This window comes from Amnibacterium setariae (genome assembly GCF_003581425.1).
In the GTDB taxonomy this organism is placed as follows: domain Bacteria; phylum Actinomycetota; class Actinomycetes; order Actinomycetales; family Microbacteriaceae; genus Amnibacterium; species Amnibacterium setariae.
The window spans coordinates 1,081,634-1,098,802 of record NZ_QXTG01000002.1 but is presented as its reverse complement, the minus strand read 5'-3'; the positions used below and the strand labels follow the sequence as shown (position 1 = coordinate 1,098,802).

Below are 17,169 nucleotides of genomic sequence, written 5' to 3'. Positions count from 1 at the left end.
ACTCCTTCAAAACGGAATTCGGGGTGGTCTCGAGGCTCGCTGCGCTCGCGCCTCGACCGGCGCGGATCTCGATGGTCGAGCCGGGCGCTCCGCGCCCGTGTCGAAACCACGGCGACCCCGGGATGGTTGGGAGGCTCGCTGCGCTCGCACCTCGACCGGCGGAGGGGCGGTCAGGCCGGTCGGCGGGGGGTCAGGATCGCGAGAGCGAGGCCGCCCGCGGCCAGGCCCCAGAAGGCGCTGCCGACGCCCGCGACCGCGATGCCGGAGCCGACCACGAGGAAGGTGATCGCGGCGGGCACCCGGGTGTCCGGGCGCTGGAGCGCGGAGGAGATCGCGTTCACGAACGCGCCGATCAGGGCGAGCCCGGCGGCCGCCTCCACGAGCGCGGGCGGGCGCTCGCCGACGAGGCCCGCGACGACACCGGCAATACCCGCGAGCACGAGGTAGGTGCACCCGGAGGCGACGCCGGAGACGAAGCGCCGAGACCGGTCCTCGCCCGCGTCCGGGCCGATCATTATCGCGCCCGTGATCGCGGCGAGGTTCAGCTGCACGCCGCCGAACGGCGCCGCGACCGCGCTGCCGAGCCCGGAGGCGACCAGCGCGAACCGGGTCGGCGGCGGGTAGTCGTTCGCCCGCAGCACCGCGAGCCCGGGCAGCTGCTGCCCCGCCATCGTCACGAGGTAGAGCGGGACGCCGACCGCGACGATGCCGACGAGATCGGTCGACGGCGCCGTGAAGACCGGCGCGGGCGGCAGCACCCGACCCGCCGACCCCTGCAGCACCGTGATCACGAGCGCCGCGAGGATCACGACGGGTCCGGCCGCGCGCGGCACGAACCGCGAGAGCACGAACCACACGACGACGATCGGCAGGACCGTCCACGGGGTCGCGACCGCCTCCCGGACCGGCGCGAGGCAGAACGGCAGCAGCACGCCCGCGAGCAGCCCGCCGGTCAGCGCGGCCGGGATGCGGTCGATCGCGCGCGAGAGGGCGGGCACGGCCCCGGTGACGATCCCGAGCGCGGCCGCGAGCACGAAGGCGCCGACCGCGGTGCCGAACGAGCCGGGGTGCGCGGCGACGAGCAGCGCGGCGCCGGGCGTCGACCACGCGAAGCACATCGGGATCCGAAGGCGGAGGGACGCCGCGATCGACAGCAACCCGATGACGACGCAGAGCGCGGCGAGCCCCGACGCCGCCTGCGCTGCGGAGGCGCCCGCCGCGGTGAGGCCGGCGAGCAGCACGGCGACGGACCCGAAGAAGCCGGTGACCGTGCCGACGACGCCCGCAAGCGCCGGCTGCACCACCGACCCGCGGTTCACCGCCCGGCCAGCCGCAGCGCGGCGGCGGCCATCGCCCCGGTCGCGTCGTCGTCGGTCATCCAGAGCGGCACGGCCTCAGCGCGGATCCCGTCCGCCTCCAGCGCCTCGACGGCGCCCGCGTCGGCCTCGTCGACGAGCCAGCCGTCCAGCACGCCCTCCGTGGAGCGCGCGCCGTAATGCCGCGCGATCGCCGCCGCATCCGTCGCGACGCCGATCGCGGCCAGGCAGGCGTCCGCCATCCCGCGCACGACCGAGCCGCCGATGACGGGGGAGAGCCCGATCACCGGCGCCGCGGTCGCGCGGACCGCCTCCCGGATGCCGGGGATGCCGAGCACCGTGCCGATCGACACGACGGGGTTGGAGGGCGCGAGCAGCACGACGTCCGCGTCGCGGATCGCCTCCGCGACGCCCGGCGCCGCGGTCGCGTGCTCGACGCCGTGCTGCACGAAGCCGCGCGCGGGCAGGGCGGCGCGGGTGCGGACCCACCACTCCTCGAAGTGCAGCTCGCCCTCGTCGGTCACGACGTGGGTCTCCACCTCCTGGTCCGTCGCCGGCAGCAGGCGGACGCCGAGCGGCCACCGTGCACTGAGCCGCTCGACGACCGCGGAGAGCGGCAGCCCGTCGCGCAGCATCGACGACCGGGCGATGTGGGTGCCGAGGTCGAGGTCGCCGAGCGTGAACCACGGCCAGCCGACGCCGTAGGCGGTGAGCTCGGCGCTGACCCGCTCGGTCTCGCCCGCGCGGCCCCAGCCGCGCTGCTCGTCGTTCACCCCGGCGAGCGCGTACATGAGGCTGTCGAGGTCCGGCGTGACCCGCAGGCCCGCGAGCCACAGGTCGTCGCCGGTGTTCGCGACGACGGTGATCGAGGCGGAGGGGAGGTCGCGTCGCACGAGGGCGCGGAGGCCGCGGACGAACTTCGCGCCGCCGACCCCTCCCGCCAGGACGACGATGCGGTCGGTGGCCATCGCCTCAAACCTAGTGAGCGGTCCGACCTCCGCTCGAACCCGCTCGTGCGGAAGAATCGCGCCGTGCGGGTCAGCGTCGTCGTGCCGGTGCACGACCCCGGGCGGTGGATCACGGATCTCCTCGACTCGCTGCGCGCGCAGACGCTCGACCCGGCCGATTTCGAGGTCGTCTTCGTCGACGACGGCTCGACCGACGGCACACCCGACCTGCTCGACGCGGCCGCGGCCGAGTCGCCGCACTTCCGCGTGATCCGCACGCCCGCCTCCGGCTGGCCGGGGCGCCCGCGGAACCTCGGGATCGACGCCGCGCGGGGCGACTACGTGTTCCTCGCGGACCACGACGACCGGCTCGCGCCCGACGCCCTCGAGCGGCTGGTCGACTTCGCGGACGAGCGCGGCTCCGACGTCGTCATCGGGCGGATCGTCGGCGTGGACCGGCCGGCGCCGACCCGGATCTTCGCCCGCACCCTCGTCGACGCGCAGGAGGACCCGGGCCTGCTGATGACCTCGTTGACGCCGCAGAAGCTGTACCGGCGGGCGTTCCTGAACGAGCACGGGATCCGGTTCCCGGAGGGCCCGAGGCGGCTCGAGGACCACGTCTTCGTCACGACCGCGTACGTGCGAGCCCGGCGGGTGAGCGTCTACGCGGACTCGATCGTCTACTGGTTCGTGCTGCGCGACGACGGCGGCAACGCCTCCCGCCGTCCGATCGAGTGGGCGGGCTACTACGCGAACGCGGCGGAGAGCGTCGCGGTCGTCGACGCGGAGGTGCCGGACGAGGAGCGGCGCGTGGTCATGCGCTCGCGGTGGCTGCGGACGGAGGCGCTCAGCCGGCTCCGCGGCCGGCGCCTGCTCGGGACGGGCGACCGCGACGGGCTGCTCGCCGCGGCGGGCGCGTTCGTGCGGGCGCGCTACCCGACGGCGGAGATCGACCGGCTGCCCGCGCCCGACCGGCTCGTCGGCCGGCTGCTGCTCGAGGGGCGGGAGGCGGACGTCGTCGCCTTCGCCGAGTGGGAGGCGGCGCTCACGCCGGTCGTCGCCGTCACCGACGCCGAGATCGCGGGCGACCGGCTGCGGGTGTCGCTCCGCGCGGAGCCCGGGTGGAGCGCGCCGCTGCCGGACGCGCTGCAGGCGCTGCCGCCCGACTTCCCCGCGCTCGCCGAGCTGGAGCACCTGGGCGACCTCCCGGCCGACGCGGCGCTCGAGGCCGACCTGCGCCGCGGCGACGGCGTGCTCGTGCGCGCCACGACGACGACCGAGGCCGCCGACGGCGTGCTCACCGGCACCGCCGCCGTCGACCTCGCCTCCGGCGCCCTCGACGGGGGTGCGTGGCGGCTGCGGACCGCGCTCACCGGCCGCTCGCCGGCCGCGCCGCTCGTGCGCGCACCGGTCGCCGCGCCTCCCGTGTCGATCGGCCCCCTGCGCGTGGCGCTCGCGGTCGATGCGAAGGGCCGCCTCCTGCTCCGCGCCGAGCGCCGCGGTGCGATCCCGGCCGCCCGCCGCCTCGCGGGCCGCGCCCTCCGCCGCCTCCGCCGCTAGTTCCCTTTTGAAGGAGTTCTCGGGCGGATCGCGCGAGAACTCCTTCAAAACGGAAGTGGCGGGAGGGGGCTAGCCGCGGCGCAGGCGGCGGCGGGTGCTGCGCAGCACGCGGCGCGCGGCGTAGCCGACGAGGCGCCGGGTCGCGACGCCGTCGAGGTCGGCCTTCGGCACCGGCACCCGGCCCTGGATGTGGTCGAACGTCGGCACGCCGTGCCCGGCCGCGAGCATCATCCCGACGAGCAGCTCCGCGGCCGCCGCGGTGCTCACCGCGCTCGGCTCGGTGACGGCCTCGACCGGCGGCCGCGACGGGATCCGGAGGGCGTCGAGATCGCCCACCGTCCGCACGCCCGCGGCCCGGACCCCGGCGAGCATCTCGTCGACGATCTCGGCCGCACGGTCGGCCGCCCATCGCGGGACCTCGATGCGGTCGTCGGCCTCGAGCAGCTCGGGGTGGCGCCGGAGGCGCTTCACGGCCCCGAACTCGATCAGCCCCGCCTGCACGTCGGCTGTCGCGCCGGGCAGGTCGCCGTAGGCCGTGTTGAAGCGCCGCAGCACCTCCACGACCGCGTGCGGGAGCGAGCCGTTGTCGGCCGCGGCGTGCGGCACGAGCACGCCGGTCGGCAGCCCGGTCAGCTGCTCGAAGGTGCGGAGCACGAAGTCGCGCGGCGCCGCGGCGAGGGAGACGACGGTGACCCGCTCCGGCCCGACGAGCGCCCCCCAGCGGCGGGCGAGCGCGTCGATGCGGGTCTTCCGCCAGAACTCCGGCTGCTCGCCGTGCAGCGTGTCGCCGGACCGCAGCATCTCGTCGAGCCACTCCGCCCACGACCGCCGCGACCCGGTCTGCACGTACTGCTGCCAGGAGGAGGGGAGCATGTCCGCGAGCGGCCGCATCGTGATCACGACGTGGGTGCGCTCGGCCCCGAACGCCTCGATCACCCGGGCGGCGCCGTCGTCCTCCGCGCGGGCGAAGGTCTCGCTCGAGATCACGACGCGCTTCGCGGTCGAGGCGGCGACCTCCGCGACGAGCTGCGGCCACGCCTCGAGCCCCGGCGTGTGCCCGGCGAGCCGGCGCCCCAGCACCGCGGCGGCCGCGGCGGACCGCGGCTGCTTGCCCCGGCCCGCGTAGTGCACGCCGTGCGCCGCCAGCGCGTCGCGGTTGACGTGGAAGGCGTTCTGCAGGCTCGTCGTCCCGGTCTTCGCCGGGCCGATGTGGAGCAGGCGAGCGCCCTCGGGCAGCAGCAGCGACATCCGCCGGCTCCTCCCGCCCCGTCCCGGCCGCTCCGCGCGGCGCTCGCCGTTCGAGTATCCCCGGGCCGGCGCGCCCGGGCCGCCCCTAGAGTCGGGGACGTGACCGACCAGGACGCTCGCCGCGACCAGCTCACGACCGCTCCGGCGGCGACGGAGGAGGACGCCGCGCCGCGCGTGGACGTCGACACGAGCGAGCCCGGCGTGCGGAAGGTGACCGTGCGCGACGACGCCGCGGTGCGCCCCGGCGGCGACGGGCGTTGAGCAGGAGGACGCGATGACGCTGCAGCAGGACGTCGCCGAGGCGACCACCCTCGAGCTCGACCGGCACGTCTTCCACTCCTGGAGCGCGCAGGGCGCGCTGAAGCCGCTCGTCATCGCGGGCGGCTCGGGCGCCGAGGTGTGGGACGAGGAGGGCACGCGCCTCCTCGACTTCTCCAGCCAGCTCGTCAACACGAACATCGGGCACACGCACCCGAAGGTCGTCGCGGCGATCCAGGAGCAGGCGGCGATCCTGCCGACCGTCGCGCCCGCGCACGCGAACCGCACGCGCGGGCTCGCCGCCGAGCGGATCCTCGCGGTCGCGGGGGAGCCCTTCTCGAAGGTGTTCTTCACGAACGGCGGCGCCGACGCGAACGAGAACGCGATCCGCCTCGCGCGGCTCGCGACCGGCCGCGACAAGGTGCTGTCCGCCTACCGCTCGTACCACGGCAACACCGGCGCGGCCATCGTCGCGACCGGCGACTGGCGGCGGGTGCCGAACGAGTACAGCCGCGGGCACGTGCACTTCTGGGGCCCGTTCCCGTACCGCAGCGAGTTCTGGTCCGCGACGCCGGAGCAGGAGGCCGAGCGCGCCCTGCGCGCCCTCGAGCGGATCATCGAGGCGGAGGGGCCCGGGTCGATCGCGGCGCTGCTCGTCGAGACCGTGCCCGGCACCGCGGGCGTCATCGTGCCGCCGCCCGGCTGGCTCGCGGGCCTCCGCGCGATCTGCGACCGGTGGGGGATCGTGCTGATCTTCGACGAGGTCATGGCCGGCTTCGGCCGGACCGGCGACTGGTTCGCGTTCCAGAACCCGACGCTGAACCCCGACGGGATCGTGCCCGACGTGATCACCTTCGCGAAGGGCGTGAACTCCGGGTACGTGCCCGCGGGCGGCGTGATCATCCCGCCGGCGCTGGCGGCCGAGTTCGACACCCGCGTCTTCCCGGGCGGCCTCACCTACTCCGGGCACCCGCTCGCGATGGCGTCGATCGTCGCGACGATCGACGCGATGCGGGAGGAGGGGATCGTCGAGAACGCCCGCCGCATCGGCGCCGACGTGCTCGGCCCCGCCCTGCGCACGCTCGCCGAGCGGCACCCGGTGATCGGCGAGGTCCGCGGCCTCGGCGTCTTCTGGGCGCTCGACCTCGTGGAGGACCCGGCGACCCGCGCGCCCCTGCCCGCCGCCGAGACGGCGCGGCTCAAGGCGCAGCTCGTCGCCGCAGGCCTGCTCCCGTTCGTGCAGGACAACCGCATCCACGTCGTGCCGCCCTGCATCGTCACCGACGAGCAGGTCGCCCGCGCGATCGCGATCTACGACGCCGTCCTGCCCTGACGCGGCGTGCGCCGGCGGCGAACCCGCGCGGGGGAGCGGAGGGGCGCGCGTACGCTTCTCGGTCGTGAACGCGCGCAGCCCCTACATCCAGAACGTGCGCGACCTCGTCCGTCACCCCGGTGAGATGCGCGAACGGCACCTCGACATCGCGGTGCCCGAGCACCTCGGCGAGGGCCTCGTCGCGGTGCAGGAGGGGTCGCACCTCGACATCGACCTGAAGCTCGAGTCGCTCCACGAGGGCGTCCTCGCCTCCGGAAGCGTGACCGGGACGGCCGACGGCGAGTGCGCCCGGTGCCTCGCTCCGGTGTCCCTGCCCGTGCAGGTCGAGTTCGCCGAGCTCTTCGGGTACCCTGCTGACGAACCGTTCGACCACCAGCTCGATGGCGACCTGCTCGATCTCGAGCCGGTGGTGCGGGACGCGGTGGTGCTGTCACTGCCCTTCCAGCCCGAGTGCGTCGACGGTTGCGAGGACCTCGATCTCGGTCCCGGCATCAGCCTGATCACGGCCGATGCCGAGCGCGAGAAGCCCGTGGACGGCCGCTGGGCCGCGCTGCAGGGCCTCGTGCAGGACCAGGACAAGACGGAAGAGAGATAGCCATGGCGGTTCCCAAGCGGAAGCAGTCGCGTTCCAACACCCGGTCGCGCCGGTCGCAGTGGAAGGCCGAGGTGCCGACCCTGGTCAAGACCATCGAGAACGGCAAGGTCGTGTACTCCCTGCCCCACCGCGCCAAGGTGGTCGAGGGCTCGGACGGCGTGCCCCTGTACCTCGAGTACAAGGGTCGCCGGGTCGCCGACGCCTGATCGGGCGGGCGCCGCAGCGCCCGACCGCGCATCCCTCGTCTCGGCGCTCGGCGTCGAGATCGAGCCCGCTCTCCTCGAGACGGCGCTGACGCACCGCTCGTACGCCTACGAGCACGGCACCGCCGACAACGAGCGGTTCGAGTTCCTCGGCGACAGCGTGCTCCAGCGCGCCGTCACGATGATGCTGTTCGAGCGGTACCCGGACGACGACGAGGGCGCCCTCGCGAAGCGTCGCGCGGGCCTCGTCTCGACCGTCGCGCTCGCGTCGATCGCGCGCACCCTCCGCCTCGGCGAGCACCTGCTGCTCGGCCGCGGCGAGGTGCTGACCCGCGGCGCCGAGAAGCCGTCGATCCTCGCCGACGCCGTCGAGGCCCTGATCGGCGCGACGTTCCTGTCCGCCGGCAGCGAGGACGCGGAGGCGCTCGTGCTCCGGCTCGTCCAGCCGCTCGCCGACGACCCCGCCTCCACGGGCGCGGTCACCGACCCGAAGACCGCGCTGCAGGAGGCCGCCGCCGCACGCGGCGCGACCCCGCCCGTCTACTCGGTCGACGGTGAGGGCCCCGAGCACGCCCGGGTCTTCACCGCGACCGTGACGGTCGGCGACCTGGTGACGGCGACGGGCACGGGGACCAGCAAGAAGCAGGCCGAGGTCGCCGCGGCCTGGGAGGCCTACCGGTCGCTCCATGCCTGAGCTGCCCGAGGTCGAGGTCGTCCGCGCGGGGCTCGAGCCGGCCGTCGCCGGCGCGCTCGTCACGGGCGTGGAGGTCGTCGAGCCGCGCTCCCTCCGCCGTCACCTCGGCGGCGTCGCCGACTTCGAGCGCCGCCTCGTCGGCCGCCGCCTCGCGGGCGCGGTCCGGCGCGGCAAGTTCCTCTGGCTGCCGGTCGAGCCGGAGGGGGAGGAGGCGCCCGTCGCGGTGCTCGGCCACCTCGGCATGAGCGGGCAGCTGCTCCTCCGCACGCCCGACGCGGCGGCCGACCGGCAGCTGCGCGTCCGGATCTCGCTCGAGCACCCCGAGCACGGCGATCTCGTCGTCGCCTTCGCCGATCAGCGCATCTTCGGGTCGCTCGCGCTCGACCCCCTCGTGCCGACCGCGGACGGCGCGCCCGGCGGCCTCGGCAGCACCGAGCCGCTCGTGCCAGAGCACGTCGCCCACATCGCCCGCGACCCGCTCGACCCCGCGTTCGACGACGACCGCTTCGTCGAGCGCCTCCTCGCGCGCCGCACCGGGCTGAAGCGCGCGCTGCTCGACCAGACCCTCGTGTCCGGGATCGGCAACATCTACGCGGACGAGGCGCTCTGGGCCGCCCGCCTCCACTACGAGGCGCCGACGGCGTCGCTGAAGCGCCCCGCGGTCCGCCGCCTGCTCGCCGAGGTGCGCCTCGTGCTCGAGCGCGCCCTCGCGGACGGCGGCACGAGCTTCGACGCCCAGTACGTGAACGTGAACGGCGCCTCCGGCTACTTCTCGCAGCGCCTCAACGCCTACGGGCAGCAGGGCAGGCCGTGCGCGCGGTGCGGCCGGCCGATCGTGCGCGAGGCCTTCATGAACCGGTCGAGCCACCTCTGCCCGAGCTGCCAGCGCCGCCCGCGCGCCGCGCGTCAGCCCCGCGAGGGCACCAGCTTGGCCGCGAAGTAGAGCACCGCGCCGACGACGAGGGCGATCGCGCCCACCAGCCAGACCCGGCCCTCCTGCTGCGTGAGCAGCAGCACGCACGACGCGACGCCGAGCACCGGCACGGCCGTCCACACGCGGAAGTGCGCGTGGTCGACCCGCTGCCGCCGCAGCACCAGCACCGACACGTTCACCGCGATGAACACGAACAGCAGCAGGAGCACCACGGTCGAGGCGAGCAGCGACAGGTCGCCGACCAGGGTGAGCGCCATCGCGACCACCGTGGTCACGACGATCGCGACCCACGGCGTGCGGCGCTTCGCCAGGGTGCGGCCGAGCACGCTCGGCAGCAGGTGCTGCTCCGCCATGCCGAAGGTCACCCGGCTCGCCATGATCATCGTCAGCAGCGCGCCGTTCGCGACGGCGACGAGGGCGATCAGGCTGAACACGAACTCGGGCACCGGGACGCCGGAGGCGGAGACGACGGTGAGCAGCGGGCCGGAGCTCTTGCTCAGCTGCTCCGGCGGCAGCGCGATCGAGCTCGCGAGCCCGACCAGCACGTAGACGACGCCGGCGGTGATCAGCGCGCCGAACAGCGCCTTCGGGTAGACGCGGGAGGGCTCCCGGACCTCCTCCGCGATGTTCGCGGAGGTCTCGAAGCCGACGAACGAGTAGTAGGCGATGATCGCGGCGCCGAGCGTGGCGAGCGCGGGGTTCGCGCCGTCCGGGAACGCGGTGACGCGGGACGGGTCGCCGCCTCCGCCGCCGAGCATCACCGCGACGCAGACGATCACGATGACGAGGCCGCTGACCTCGATCACCGTCATGACGACGTTGCCGCGCGTCGACTCCTGGATGCCCCGCGCGTTCACGAGCGCGACGAGGGCGAGGAAGACGATCGCCGCGGGGATCGGCGGCACCGGGAGGAACGTCGCGAGGTAGTCGCCGGCGAACGCGAGCGCGAGGCCCGCGGCGCTGACGACGCCCGCGGCGAGCATGCAGAAGCCGACGAGGAACGACAGCAGCGGCTTGCCGAAGGCGCGCTCCGCGAAGACGGCGGCGCCGCCGGCCCGCGGGTACTTCGTCACGAGCTCCGCGTAGGAGCCCGCGGTGAGCAGCGCGAGCAGCAGGGCGACGACGAGCGGCAGCCACAGGACGCCGCCGACCTCCGTTGCCAGCACGCCCATCAGCGCGTAGATGCCCGCACCGAGCACGTCGCCGAGGATGAAGAGGAAGAGCAGGGGACCGGTGACGACCTGCTTCAGCTTGGAGTCGGTGCGCTGGTCGGGCTCGACGGCGGTCACAGGCGGGTCCGGGAGGGCAGCGGGCGGCACACCCGCCGCACGGTACGGGGAAGGCGGATCCTCCGCGCGGGTGGAATCCCCAGGCGTTCCGCGGTACCGGAGCGCGGGTCGCCTAGCCTCGACGGGTGCGGAGCGGGCGGGCGGCGGCGGGCGGCGTCGAGCGCCCGTGGACCCCGTGACCGGGTTCGAGGAGCGGCTCGACGACGCCGAGCGCTTCGCCCGCACCGCGAGCGGGACCCCGTGGGTCCGCGCCGTCGCCCGGTCCGGCTACGCCGCCTCCGCCCTGCTGCGGGGCATGATCGGCGTCCTCGCCCTGCTGCTCGCCGCGCACGTCGACGGTGCGCACCCCGGTGCGCAGGGCGCGTTCGGCGCGATCCGCGCGGTGCCCGGCGGCGTCGTGCTGCTCGGCCTCGTCGCCGCGGGCAACGCCGCCCTGTTCCTCTGGCTCGTCGTCCAAGGCGCGCTGTACCAGGACCCGAAGCCGCTCGAGCGGTGGCGGCAGCGGCTCGTCTTCTGGGGCCGGGGCTCCGTCTACGCCGTCATCGGCCTCACAGCCGCGCGCTTCGCGTTCGGCGCCCACGCGCTCGACGACGCGGACCGGGCCGCCGCGAGCCGCACGCTCTTCGACGTGCCGGGCGGGCAGCTCGTGCTCGCGCTCGGCGGGGTCGTCGTGGTCGTGATCGGCGCGAGCATGATCTGGCTCGGGATCTCCCAGCGGTTCGTGAAGACGATCCGGCTGCCGGAGGAGGAGGGGCAGCGCTGGTCCGTCCTCGCGCTCGGCTCCGTCGCGTACGTGGCCCAGGGCGTGACGATCCTGCTCGTCGGCGGCACCCTCCTGTTCGCCGCGTGGACCGTCGACGCCGAGCGGGTCGGCGGCCTCGACGCCGCGCTCGCGGGCTTCTCGGGCAGCCCGTTCGGCCAGGTGCTGCTCATCGCGGTCGGGGTCGGCTGGATCCTCGCCGGGCTGTACGCCCTGATCCGGGCCCGGATCGCCCGCACCGCCTAGCCGCTCAGCCCGCGCTCTGCCGCCTCCCGATCAGCGGTCATACGGTTCCCGGGGTCGCCTCCACGAGGCGCGGACGGGAGCGGACATGGGTCAGACGGTCAGCGAAGCGGTGATCCGGCGGATGCACGAGTGGGGCGTCCACCGCGTCTACGGGTACCCCGGCGACGGCATCGGCGAGTTCGACGGCGCGCTCGGGAAGGCGGAGCGGAAGGGCGAGGGCTTCGAGTACATCCGCCCGACCCACGAGGAGATGTCCGCCTTCATGGCGACGGCGCACGCGAAGTTCACCGGCGAGGTCGGCGTCTGCATCGCGACCTCCAGCCCCGGCGCCTTCCACATGATCACGGGGCTGTACGACGCGAAGAGCGACAACGTGCCCGTGGTCGCCATCGTCGGGCAGCAGGGCCTCGCCTCCATCGGCACGTTCACGCAGCAGGAGGACAACCTCGAGCGGGTCTTCGCCGACGTCGCCTGCTACGTGCAGACGATCACGACGCCCGACCAGGCGCTCGCGGTCGTCGACACCGCCTTCCGCACGGCGATCGCGCGCCTCCAGCCGGCGGTCATCGTGTTCCCGCACGACGTGCAGGGGATGGACGTGGGCGAGCTCGGCGCCGAGCACTGGGTGTCCCGCTCGAGCGCCGTCGCCGCCTCCACGCGCATCACGCCGCCGCAGGACGAGCTGCGCCGCGCGGCCGAGGTGATCAACGCGGGGGAGCGGGTCACCTTCCTCGTCGGCGCGGGCGCCCGCGGCGCCACCGACGAGGTGCTCGCCGCAGCCGACCGTACCGGCGCGGGCATCATCACGGCGCTGCGCGGCAAGGACGTGATCCCCGCCGACGTGCCGTACCACTCGCAGCAGGTCGGGCTGCTCGGCTCCCTGCCGAGCCTCCACCAGATCCAGGACTGCGACACGATCGTGCTGCTCGGCACGAACTACCCGTACGGCGAGTTCCTGCCGAAGAGCGGGCAGGCGCGGGGCGTGCAGGTCGACCTGAAGCCCGAGCAGCTCGGCGTGCGGTACCCGACCGAGGTCAACCTGTGGGGCGACGTGAGGTCGACGCTCGACGCCCTCCTCCCGCTGCTCGAGCAGAAGGAGGACCGCTCCTGGCAGGAGAAGATCGCCGCCGAGTTCCACGACTGGGAGCAGGAGATGGAGCGGCAGGCGATGCTGACCTTCCCCGACGGCGGCAACCCGCGGCGCATCTTCCACGAGCTGAACCGCCGCCTGCCGGAGGGCGCGATCGTCACCTGCGACGCCGGCACGACGGCCGACTGGTACGGCCACCACATCCGCCTCCGCCGCGGGATGCAGGGCGACCTGTCGGGACGCCTCGCGAGCATGAACGGGGCGATGCCCTACGCGATCGCCGCGAAGTTCGCCCACTCCGACCGCACCGTGATCTGCACGATCGGTGACGGCGCCTTCCAGATGCTCGGCATGAACGAGCTGATCACGATCAAGAAGCACCTCGCCGCCTGGGACGACCCGACGTTCGTCGTGATCGTCATGCACAACGACGACCTCGCGCAGGTCTCGTGGGAGATGCGGACCGAGGACGGCAACCCGGTCTGGCGCACCTCGCAGGACGTGGAGAGCGTCGACTACGCCGGCTGGGCGCGGCTGCTCGGGTTCAACGGGATCACGGTCACGAAGGACGAGGACGCCGCCGCCGCGGTCGAGGCCGCCCTCGCGCACCGGGGCGTCACCGTCATCGACGACGTCGTCACCCGCAACGCGCCGCCCCTGCCGCCGAAGATCACGAGCGAGTACCGGAACAACACGGTCAAGGCGTTCGCGAAGGGCGACCCGCTCGCGCCGCAGGTGCTCGTCGACTCCGCCGAGGGCATCGTGTCGGAGGGGATCGAGCGCGTGAAGGGCGCCCTCCACCTCGGCTCGAAGGAGGGCTAGCCGCCGATGGCGCAGCAGCGTCGCTCGGCCGCCGAGTACCGGTGGCCGCCGGTCCTAGCGATCGTCGTCGCGCTCGCGCTGTACGCGACGCTGCCGAGCGACGTGCCCGTCGTCCTGCGGGCGGTCGTCGTGGTCCTCGGCGTGGTCCTGATCGTGCCGGTGGTCCTGCTGAACCCGAGGCGGGTGGACCGGGAGACCCGGTGGTCGCGCGGGCTGTCGACCGCCCAGGTACTGCTGCTGCTCGTCGCGAACCACGCGGCGCTCGCGTTCGTCATCCACGCCCTGCTGACCGCGAAGCCGTCGGACGGGCCGGTCATCCTGCTCGCGACGCTGCAGGTGTGGGTCACGAACGTGATCGCCTACGGGCTCGCGTACTGGGAGATCGACCGCGGCGGCCCGGTCGCCCGGACCGTCCAGCCCCGGAATCGGCTGCCCCACGCGGACTTCCGGTTCCCGCAGGACGAGGACGCGGACGCCGTGCGCGAGGTCGCTTCGGGCTCGTCGGAGAAGAGCGGCTGGGTCGCCGCCTTCATCGACTACCTCTACTTCTCGCTGACGAACTCGATGGCGTTCTCGCCGACCGACGTGATGCCGCTGACCACTCGCGCGAAGATCGCGATGGGCCTCGAGGCGTTCGTCGCCTTCGTGATCCTGGCCCTCGTGATCGCCCGCGGGGTCTCCCTCCTGAGCTGACCCGCTCGCTGCCGACCCGCCACATCCGCCGCCGTACGCTCCGCTCGCCCTCTCCGCTGGTCGAGGTGCGAGCGCAGCGAGCCTCGAGACCATGCACCGCGCTATCGCGCTTCGAGATGGTTTCGGCACGGGCGCGGAGCGCCCGGCTCAACCATCGTGTCGCCGCCCCTCCCGCGCGGAGCGCCCGGCTCAACCACCGGGGGTCACCTCTCCTCCCCGCTGGTCGAGGTGCGAGCGGAGCGAGCCTCGAGACCGCGCACCGCGCTATCGCGGGTCCGCGACCGCCTCCGGAAGCTCGAGCACGAAGCGGGCGCCCGAGCGCTCGCGCGCGTGCTCGGCGCGCACCCGGCCGCCCATGCGCGCCGCGAGGCGCGTCGCGATCGAGAGCCCGAGCCCCGTGCCCACCGCGCGCGTCTCCCGGTAACGCTCGCGCAGCAGGCCGCGGGTGAAGGCGTCGGCGAGGTCCTCGTCCGAGAGCCCCGGCCCCGAGTCCTCCACCGCGATGCCGGAGGCGTCCTGCCCGCGCACGGCGACGAGCACGACCTCGCCGCCGGCCGGCGTCGCGCGCAGGGCGTTCTCGACGAGCCCGTCGAGCACCTGCCGGGTCCGCCTCGGGTCCGCCCGGGCGAGCACCGGCCGCTCGAACCCCTCGGTGCGCAGCTCGACCCCCTCCGCGTCGGCCCGCGCCCGCCACGCGACGAGCGCCTCCTCCGCGACGCCGCCGAGGTCGACGGCGGCGGGCTCGATCGAGAAGTCGTCGGCCTCGAGCCGCGCCAGCTCGAGGAGGTCGGCGGTGAACCGCTCGACGCGCTCGGTCTCGCGCACGAGCGTCCGGCCGACCTCCTGCGTGCTGCCGGGCGGCACGAGCCCGTCCGCGAGGGCCTCCCCGTAGCCGCGCAGCGCGGTCAGCGGGGTGCGCAGCTCGTGGGAGACGGACAGGAGGAACTCCCGCTGACGGCCCTCGCTCTGCGCGAGCGCGGTGTCGAGGGCGCGGAGCGCCTGCGCGACGTCGCCGACCTCGCCCGGCCCGTCCTCCGGCACCGCGACGCCGCGCTCGCCGTGCGCCAGCCGCTGCGCGGCCCGGGCGGTCGCCCGCAGCGGGCGGGCCAGCCGCCGCGACAGCCACACGGCGGCGACCGCGGCGACCGCGAGCGCGACGAGCAGCACCAGGAGGATGCGGCCGACGAGGTCGCGCGTGGTCCGGCTGAGCGCGCTCTGCGGCCGCGACAGCACGATCGCGCCGCCGTCCTGGATCGGCCGCGCCTCGACGAGCTGCGTCCGCCCGCGCAGGTCGACGGTCGTGGACACCCGGCCGCGTGACGTCGCCGCCTCCCGCCCCGCCCCCGTCACGGCGGCGATCAGCTGCTTCCTGCCCGGCGCGGTCGAGGTGGAGACGGCGCCGTCCGCGTCGACGACGACGAGCACCGAGCCGTCCAGCCCGGTGCCGATCCGGCGGAGGAAGCGGGGCGTGGCCAGCCGGGCGGACTGGATCGTGATCAGGGACGCCTGCGCGACGAGCTCGCTGCGCTGCTCGCTCGCCGCGGCCCCCCGGGCGAGCTGGACGGTCGCGAGCCCGGCGGCGAGCGTGGTCGCGAGCACCAGGCCGACGGACAGGGCGAGGATGCGGAGCGACAGCCCGCGCATCAGCCGACGTCCGCGGCGTAGCCGACGCCGCGCGACGTGCGGATGGGGGAGGCGTCCCCGAGCTTCGCCCGCAGCTGCGCCACATGCACGTCGACCGTGCGGCCGCCGCCGTAGTCGGCCTGGCCCCAGACGCTCGAGAGCAGCTGCTCGCGGGTGAACACCCGGCCCGGCGCGCTCATCAGCTTCGCGAGCAGGTCGAACTCGGTCGCGGTCAGGTCCACGCGGCGCCCCGCGGCCGTCACGGTCCGCCGCTCGGCATCGAGCTCCACGCCGCCCACGACGACCGGTGCGGCGGTCGCCGGGAGGGCGGCGCGGCGCAGCAGACCCCGCACGCGCGCGACGAGCTCCCGCGGCGAGAACGGTTTCGTCAGGTAGTCGTCCCCGCCGAGCTCGAGGCCGAGCAGCCGGTCGACCTCGTCGTCGCGGGCCGTGACGAACACGACCGGCGTCCAGTCGCCGCGGGCCCGGAGCGTCCGGCAGACGTCGAGGCCGTCCCGCCCGGGCAGCCCCACGTCGAGCACGATCGCGACGGGCCGCAGCCGGTCGACGGCGGCCAGGGCCGCGTCGCCGGTCCGCTCGACGTGCACGCCGAACCCCGCGTCCGCCAGGTAGAGGCGCTCGAGGTCGGCGATCGCGGGCTCGTCCTCCGCGATCAGCACGAGCCCTCTGGCGTCCACGAGCGCAATTCAAGCGGCTCCCGGCGGGGTCGAACCGCTCGGCCTCGGCCCGCTTTACACGCCTCGAACATTCCCCGAACGCGCGCCGAGCCCGGGGCTCGCACACTGCTCCCACCGCTGCCCCGCGCGACGGCCCGAACCCCGACCGACGAGGACGACATGATCAAACCCCTCCGCTCCACCCGCCGCACGGCCGTGCTGGTCGCCTCCGGCGCCGCCGTGCTGCTCGCCGTCGGCGGCGGCACGACCGCGGCGCTCGCCGCGACCGGCGACGGCACGCCGAGCGCCTCCACCACCCCCGCCGCCTGCGGCGTGCACCTGCGCGCGGAGCTGCGCGGCGCGATGCCCGGGCAGCTGAAGACCGACCTGAAGAAGCTCCGCAGCGAGCCGAAGGGCGCTGACCGCGCGGCCGAGCGGAAGGCGATCCGGCAGAGGGCGCTCGCCGGCGGCTACGGCGCACGCGCCGGCGAGATCGCCCGCGTCGTGGGCGGCGGGAAGGCCGCTGAGCGGGCCCTCGCCGCCGCGCTGCCCGCGTCCCTCCGCGCCGACCTGAAGACGCTGCACGGCCTGAAGGCGAAGACCGACGAGCGGAAGGCCGAGGCGGAGAAGATCGAGCAGAAGGCGCTCGCCGGCGACTACGGCCCGACGATCCAGCAGAACGTGAAGACCGTGCAGGCGCGCTTCCAGGCGAAGTGCGAGGCGAAGCAGGGCTCCTAGCCCTCCCGCTCCGCTCGTACCTCGACCGCCGATCTTGCGGCTCCGGGGTGGTTTCGGCCCGGGCGCGGAGCGCCCGGCTCAACCATCGTGTGGCCGCCCCTGCCCGCTGGTCGAGGTGCGAGCGAAGCGAGCCGACCCCGCTG

The 17,169-nt window shown here is 74.8% G+C and carries 17 protein-coding genes; 11 read left to right on the top strand and 6 right to left on the bottom strand.

What is annotated here, in order from left to right:
- Positions 1–170: 170 nt before the first annotated feature.
- Complete coding sequence (locus D1781_RS13250) at positions 171–1,319, bottom strand: benzoate/H(+) symporter BenE family transporter (RefSeq protein ID WP_199706599.1); 1,149 nt, start codon at positions 1,317–1,319, stop codon at positions 171–173.
- Positions 1,316–2,284, bottom strand: a complete 969-nt coding sequence (gene cofD / locus D1781_RS13245) for a 2-phospho-L-lactate transferase (protein ID WP_119482706.1) — start codon at positions 2,282–2,284, stop codon at positions 1,316–1,318. Before cofD ends, D1781_RS13250 begins: the two co-directional genes overlap by 4 nt.
- Positions 2,285–2,347: 63 nt before the next feature.
- Here cofD and D1781_RS13240 point away from each other — a divergent pair, with 63 nt between their 5' ends.
- On the top strand, positions 2,348–3,823 hold the full coding sequence (locus D1781_RS13240) for a glycosyltransferase family 2 protein (protein ID WP_158590094.1): 1,476 nt from the start codon (positions 2,348–2,350) through the stop codon (positions 3,821–3,823).
- Positions 3,824–3,892: 69 nt separating this feature from the next.
- Here the strand turns inward: D1781_RS13240 and D1781_RS17620 are convergent, their stop codons facing one another.
- On the bottom strand, positions 3,893–5,071 hold the full coding sequence (locus tag D1781_RS17620) for a hypothetical protein (RefSeq protein ID WP_158590093.1): 1,179 nt from the start codon (positions 5,069–5,071) through the stop codon (positions 3,893–3,895).
- 99 nt (positions 5,072–5,170) lie between these two features.
- Between D1781_RS17620 and D1781_RS17795 the strand changes: the two genes are divergently transcribed.
- From D1781_RS17795 to mutM, 6 genes are all read left to right on the top strand, one after another.
- On the top strand, positions 5,171–5,332 hold the full coding sequence (locus D1781_RS17795) for a hypothetical protein (RefSeq protein WP_199706597.1): 162 nt from the start codon (positions 5,171–5,173) through the stop codon (positions 5,330–5,332).
- A 13-nt stretch (positions 5,333–5,345) separates the two neighbouring features.
- Positions 5,346–6,662, top strand: coding sequence for an aspartate aminotransferase family protein (locus D1781_RS13230; protein ID WP_119482704.1), 1,317 nt, complete (start codon positions 5,346–5,348; stop codon positions 6,660–6,662).
- A 64-nt stretch (positions 6,663–6,726) separates the two neighbouring features.
- Positions 6,727–7,257: a YceD family protein gene (locus D1781_RS13225; RefSeq protein ID WP_233551335.1), complete on the top strand. Its 531-nt coding sequence runs from the start codon at positions 6,727–6,729 to the stop codon at positions 7,255–7,257.
- A 2-nt stretch (positions 7,258–7,259) separates the two neighbouring features.
- Positions 7,260–7,463 carry a 50S ribosomal protein L32 gene (gene rpmF / locus D1781_RS13220; protein ID WP_119482703.1) on the top strand — a complete coding sequence of 68 codons (204 nt, stop codon included), beginning with the start codon at positions 7,260–7,262 and terminating at the stop codon, positions 7,461–7,463.
- A gap of 58 nt (positions 7,464–7,521) precedes the next feature.
- Entirely contained in the window at positions 7,522–8,154 is a 633-nt protein-coding gene (gene rnc / locus D1781_RS13215; RefSeq protein ID WP_119482702.1) for a ribonuclease III, read from the top strand.
- Entirely contained in the window at positions 8,147–9,097 is a 951-nt protein-coding gene (gene mutM, locus D1781_RS13210) for a bifunctional DNA-formamidopyrimidine glycosylase/DNA-(apurinic or apyrimidinic site) lyase (RefSeq protein WP_119482701.1), read from the top strand. The genes rnc and mutM overlap by 8 nt, the downstream gene beginning before the upstream one ends.
- On the opposite strand, the gene D1781_RS13205 is transcribed toward mutM, so the two are convergent.
- Positions 9,061–10,377, bottom strand: coding sequence for an APC family permease (locus D1781_RS13205; protein ID WP_119482700.1), 1,317 nt, complete (start codon positions 10,375–10,377; stop codon positions 9,061–9,063). The genes mutM and D1781_RS13205 overlap by 37 nt on opposite strands.
- Positions 10,378–10,543: 166 nt before the next feature.
- Here D1781_RS13205 and D1781_RS13200 point away from each other — a divergent pair, with 166 nt between their 5' ends.
- The 3 genes from D1781_RS13200 (at position 10,544) to D1781_RS13190 (ending at position 13,988) form a co-directional block, all read left to right on the top strand.
- The gene (locus D1781_RS13200) at positions 10,544–11,383 is read left to right on the top strand and encodes a DUF1206 domain-containing protein (RefSeq protein ID WP_158590092.1); all 840 of its coding nucleotides are present in this window, start codon (positions 10,544–10,546) and stop codon (positions 11,381–11,383) included.
- 85 nt (positions 11,384–11,468) lie between these two features.
- The gene (locus D1781_RS13195) at positions 11,469–13,295 is read left to right on the top strand and encodes a thiamine pyrophosphate-requiring protein (RefSeq protein ID WP_119482698.1); all 1,827 of its coding nucleotides are present in this window, start codon (positions 11,469–11,471) and stop codon (positions 13,293–13,295) included.
- Positions 13,296–13,301: 6 nt separating this feature from the next.
- The gene (locus D1781_RS13190) at positions 13,302–13,988 is read left to right on the top strand and encodes a DUF1345 domain-containing protein (RefSeq protein ID WP_119482697.1); all 687 of its coding nucleotides are present in this window, start codon (positions 13,302–13,304) and stop codon (positions 13,986–13,988) included.
- Between the two features lie 264 nt (positions 13,989–14,252).
- Here the strand turns inward: D1781_RS13190 and D1781_RS13185 are convergent, their stop codons facing one another.
- Both D1781_RS13185 and D1781_RS13180 read right to left on the bottom strand, forming a co-directional pair.
- Positions 14,253–15,632, bottom strand: coding sequence for a sensor histidine kinase (locus tag D1781_RS13185; RefSeq protein WP_119482696.1), 1,380 nt, complete (start codon positions 15,630–15,632; stop codon positions 14,253–14,255).
- Positions 15,632–16,309 carry a response regulator gene (locus D1781_RS13180; RefSeq protein WP_233551334.1) on the bottom strand — a complete coding sequence of 226 codons (678 nt, stop codon included), beginning with the start codon at positions 16,307–16,309 and terminating at the stop codon, positions 15,632–15,634. Before D1781_RS13180 ends, D1781_RS13185 begins: the two co-directional genes overlap by 1 nt.
- Before the next feature lie 159 nt (positions 16,310–16,468).
- Here D1781_RS13180 and D1781_RS13175 point away from each other — a divergent pair, with 159 nt between their 5' ends.
- Positions 16,469–17,026: a hypothetical protein gene (locus D1781_RS13175; protein WP_119482694.1), complete on the top strand. Its 558-nt coding sequence runs from the start codon at positions 16,469–16,471 to the stop codon at positions 17,024–17,026.
- Positions 17,027–17,169 lie beyond the last annotated feature (143 nt).

Bases quoted from the DNA above. Each gene is read 5' to 3' on its own strand.
- D1781_RS13175 (WP_119482694.1), top strand. From the start codon at position 16,469: ATGATCAAACCCCTCCGCTCCACCCGCCGCACGGCCGTGCTGGTCGCC.
- D1781_RS17620 (WP_158590093.1), bottom strand. From the start codon at position 5,071: ATGTCGCTGCTGCTGCCCGAGGGCGCTCGCCTGCTCCACATCGGCCCG.
- rpmF (WP_119482703.1), top strand. From the start codon at position 7,260: ATGGCGGTTCCCAAGCGGAAGCAGTCGCGTTCCAACACCCGGTCGCGC.
- D1781_RS13230 (WP_119482704.1), top strand. From the start codon at position 5,346: ATGACGCTGCAGCAGGACGTCGCCGAGGCGACCACCCTCGAGCTCGAC.
- mutM (WP_119482701.1), top strand. From the start codon at position 8,147: ATGCCTGAGCTGCCCGAGGTCGAGGTCGTCCGCGCGGGGCTCGAGCCG.
- D1781_RS13195 (WP_119482698.1), top strand. From the start codon at position 11,469: ATGGGTCAGACGGTCAGCGAAGCGGTGATCCGGCGGATGCACGAGTGG.
- D1781_RS13190 (WP_119482697.1), top strand. From the start codon at position 13,302: ATGGCGCAGCAGCGTCGCTCGGCCGCCGAGTACCGGTGGCCGCCGGTC.
- cofD (WP_119482706.1), bottom strand. From the start codon at position 2,284: ATGGCCACCGACCGCATCGTCGTCCTGGCGGGAGGGGTCGGCGGCGCG.
- D1781_RS13185 (WP_119482696.1), bottom strand. From the start codon at position 15,632: ATGCGCGGGCTGTCGCTCCGCATCCTCGCCCTGTCCGTCGGCCTGGTG.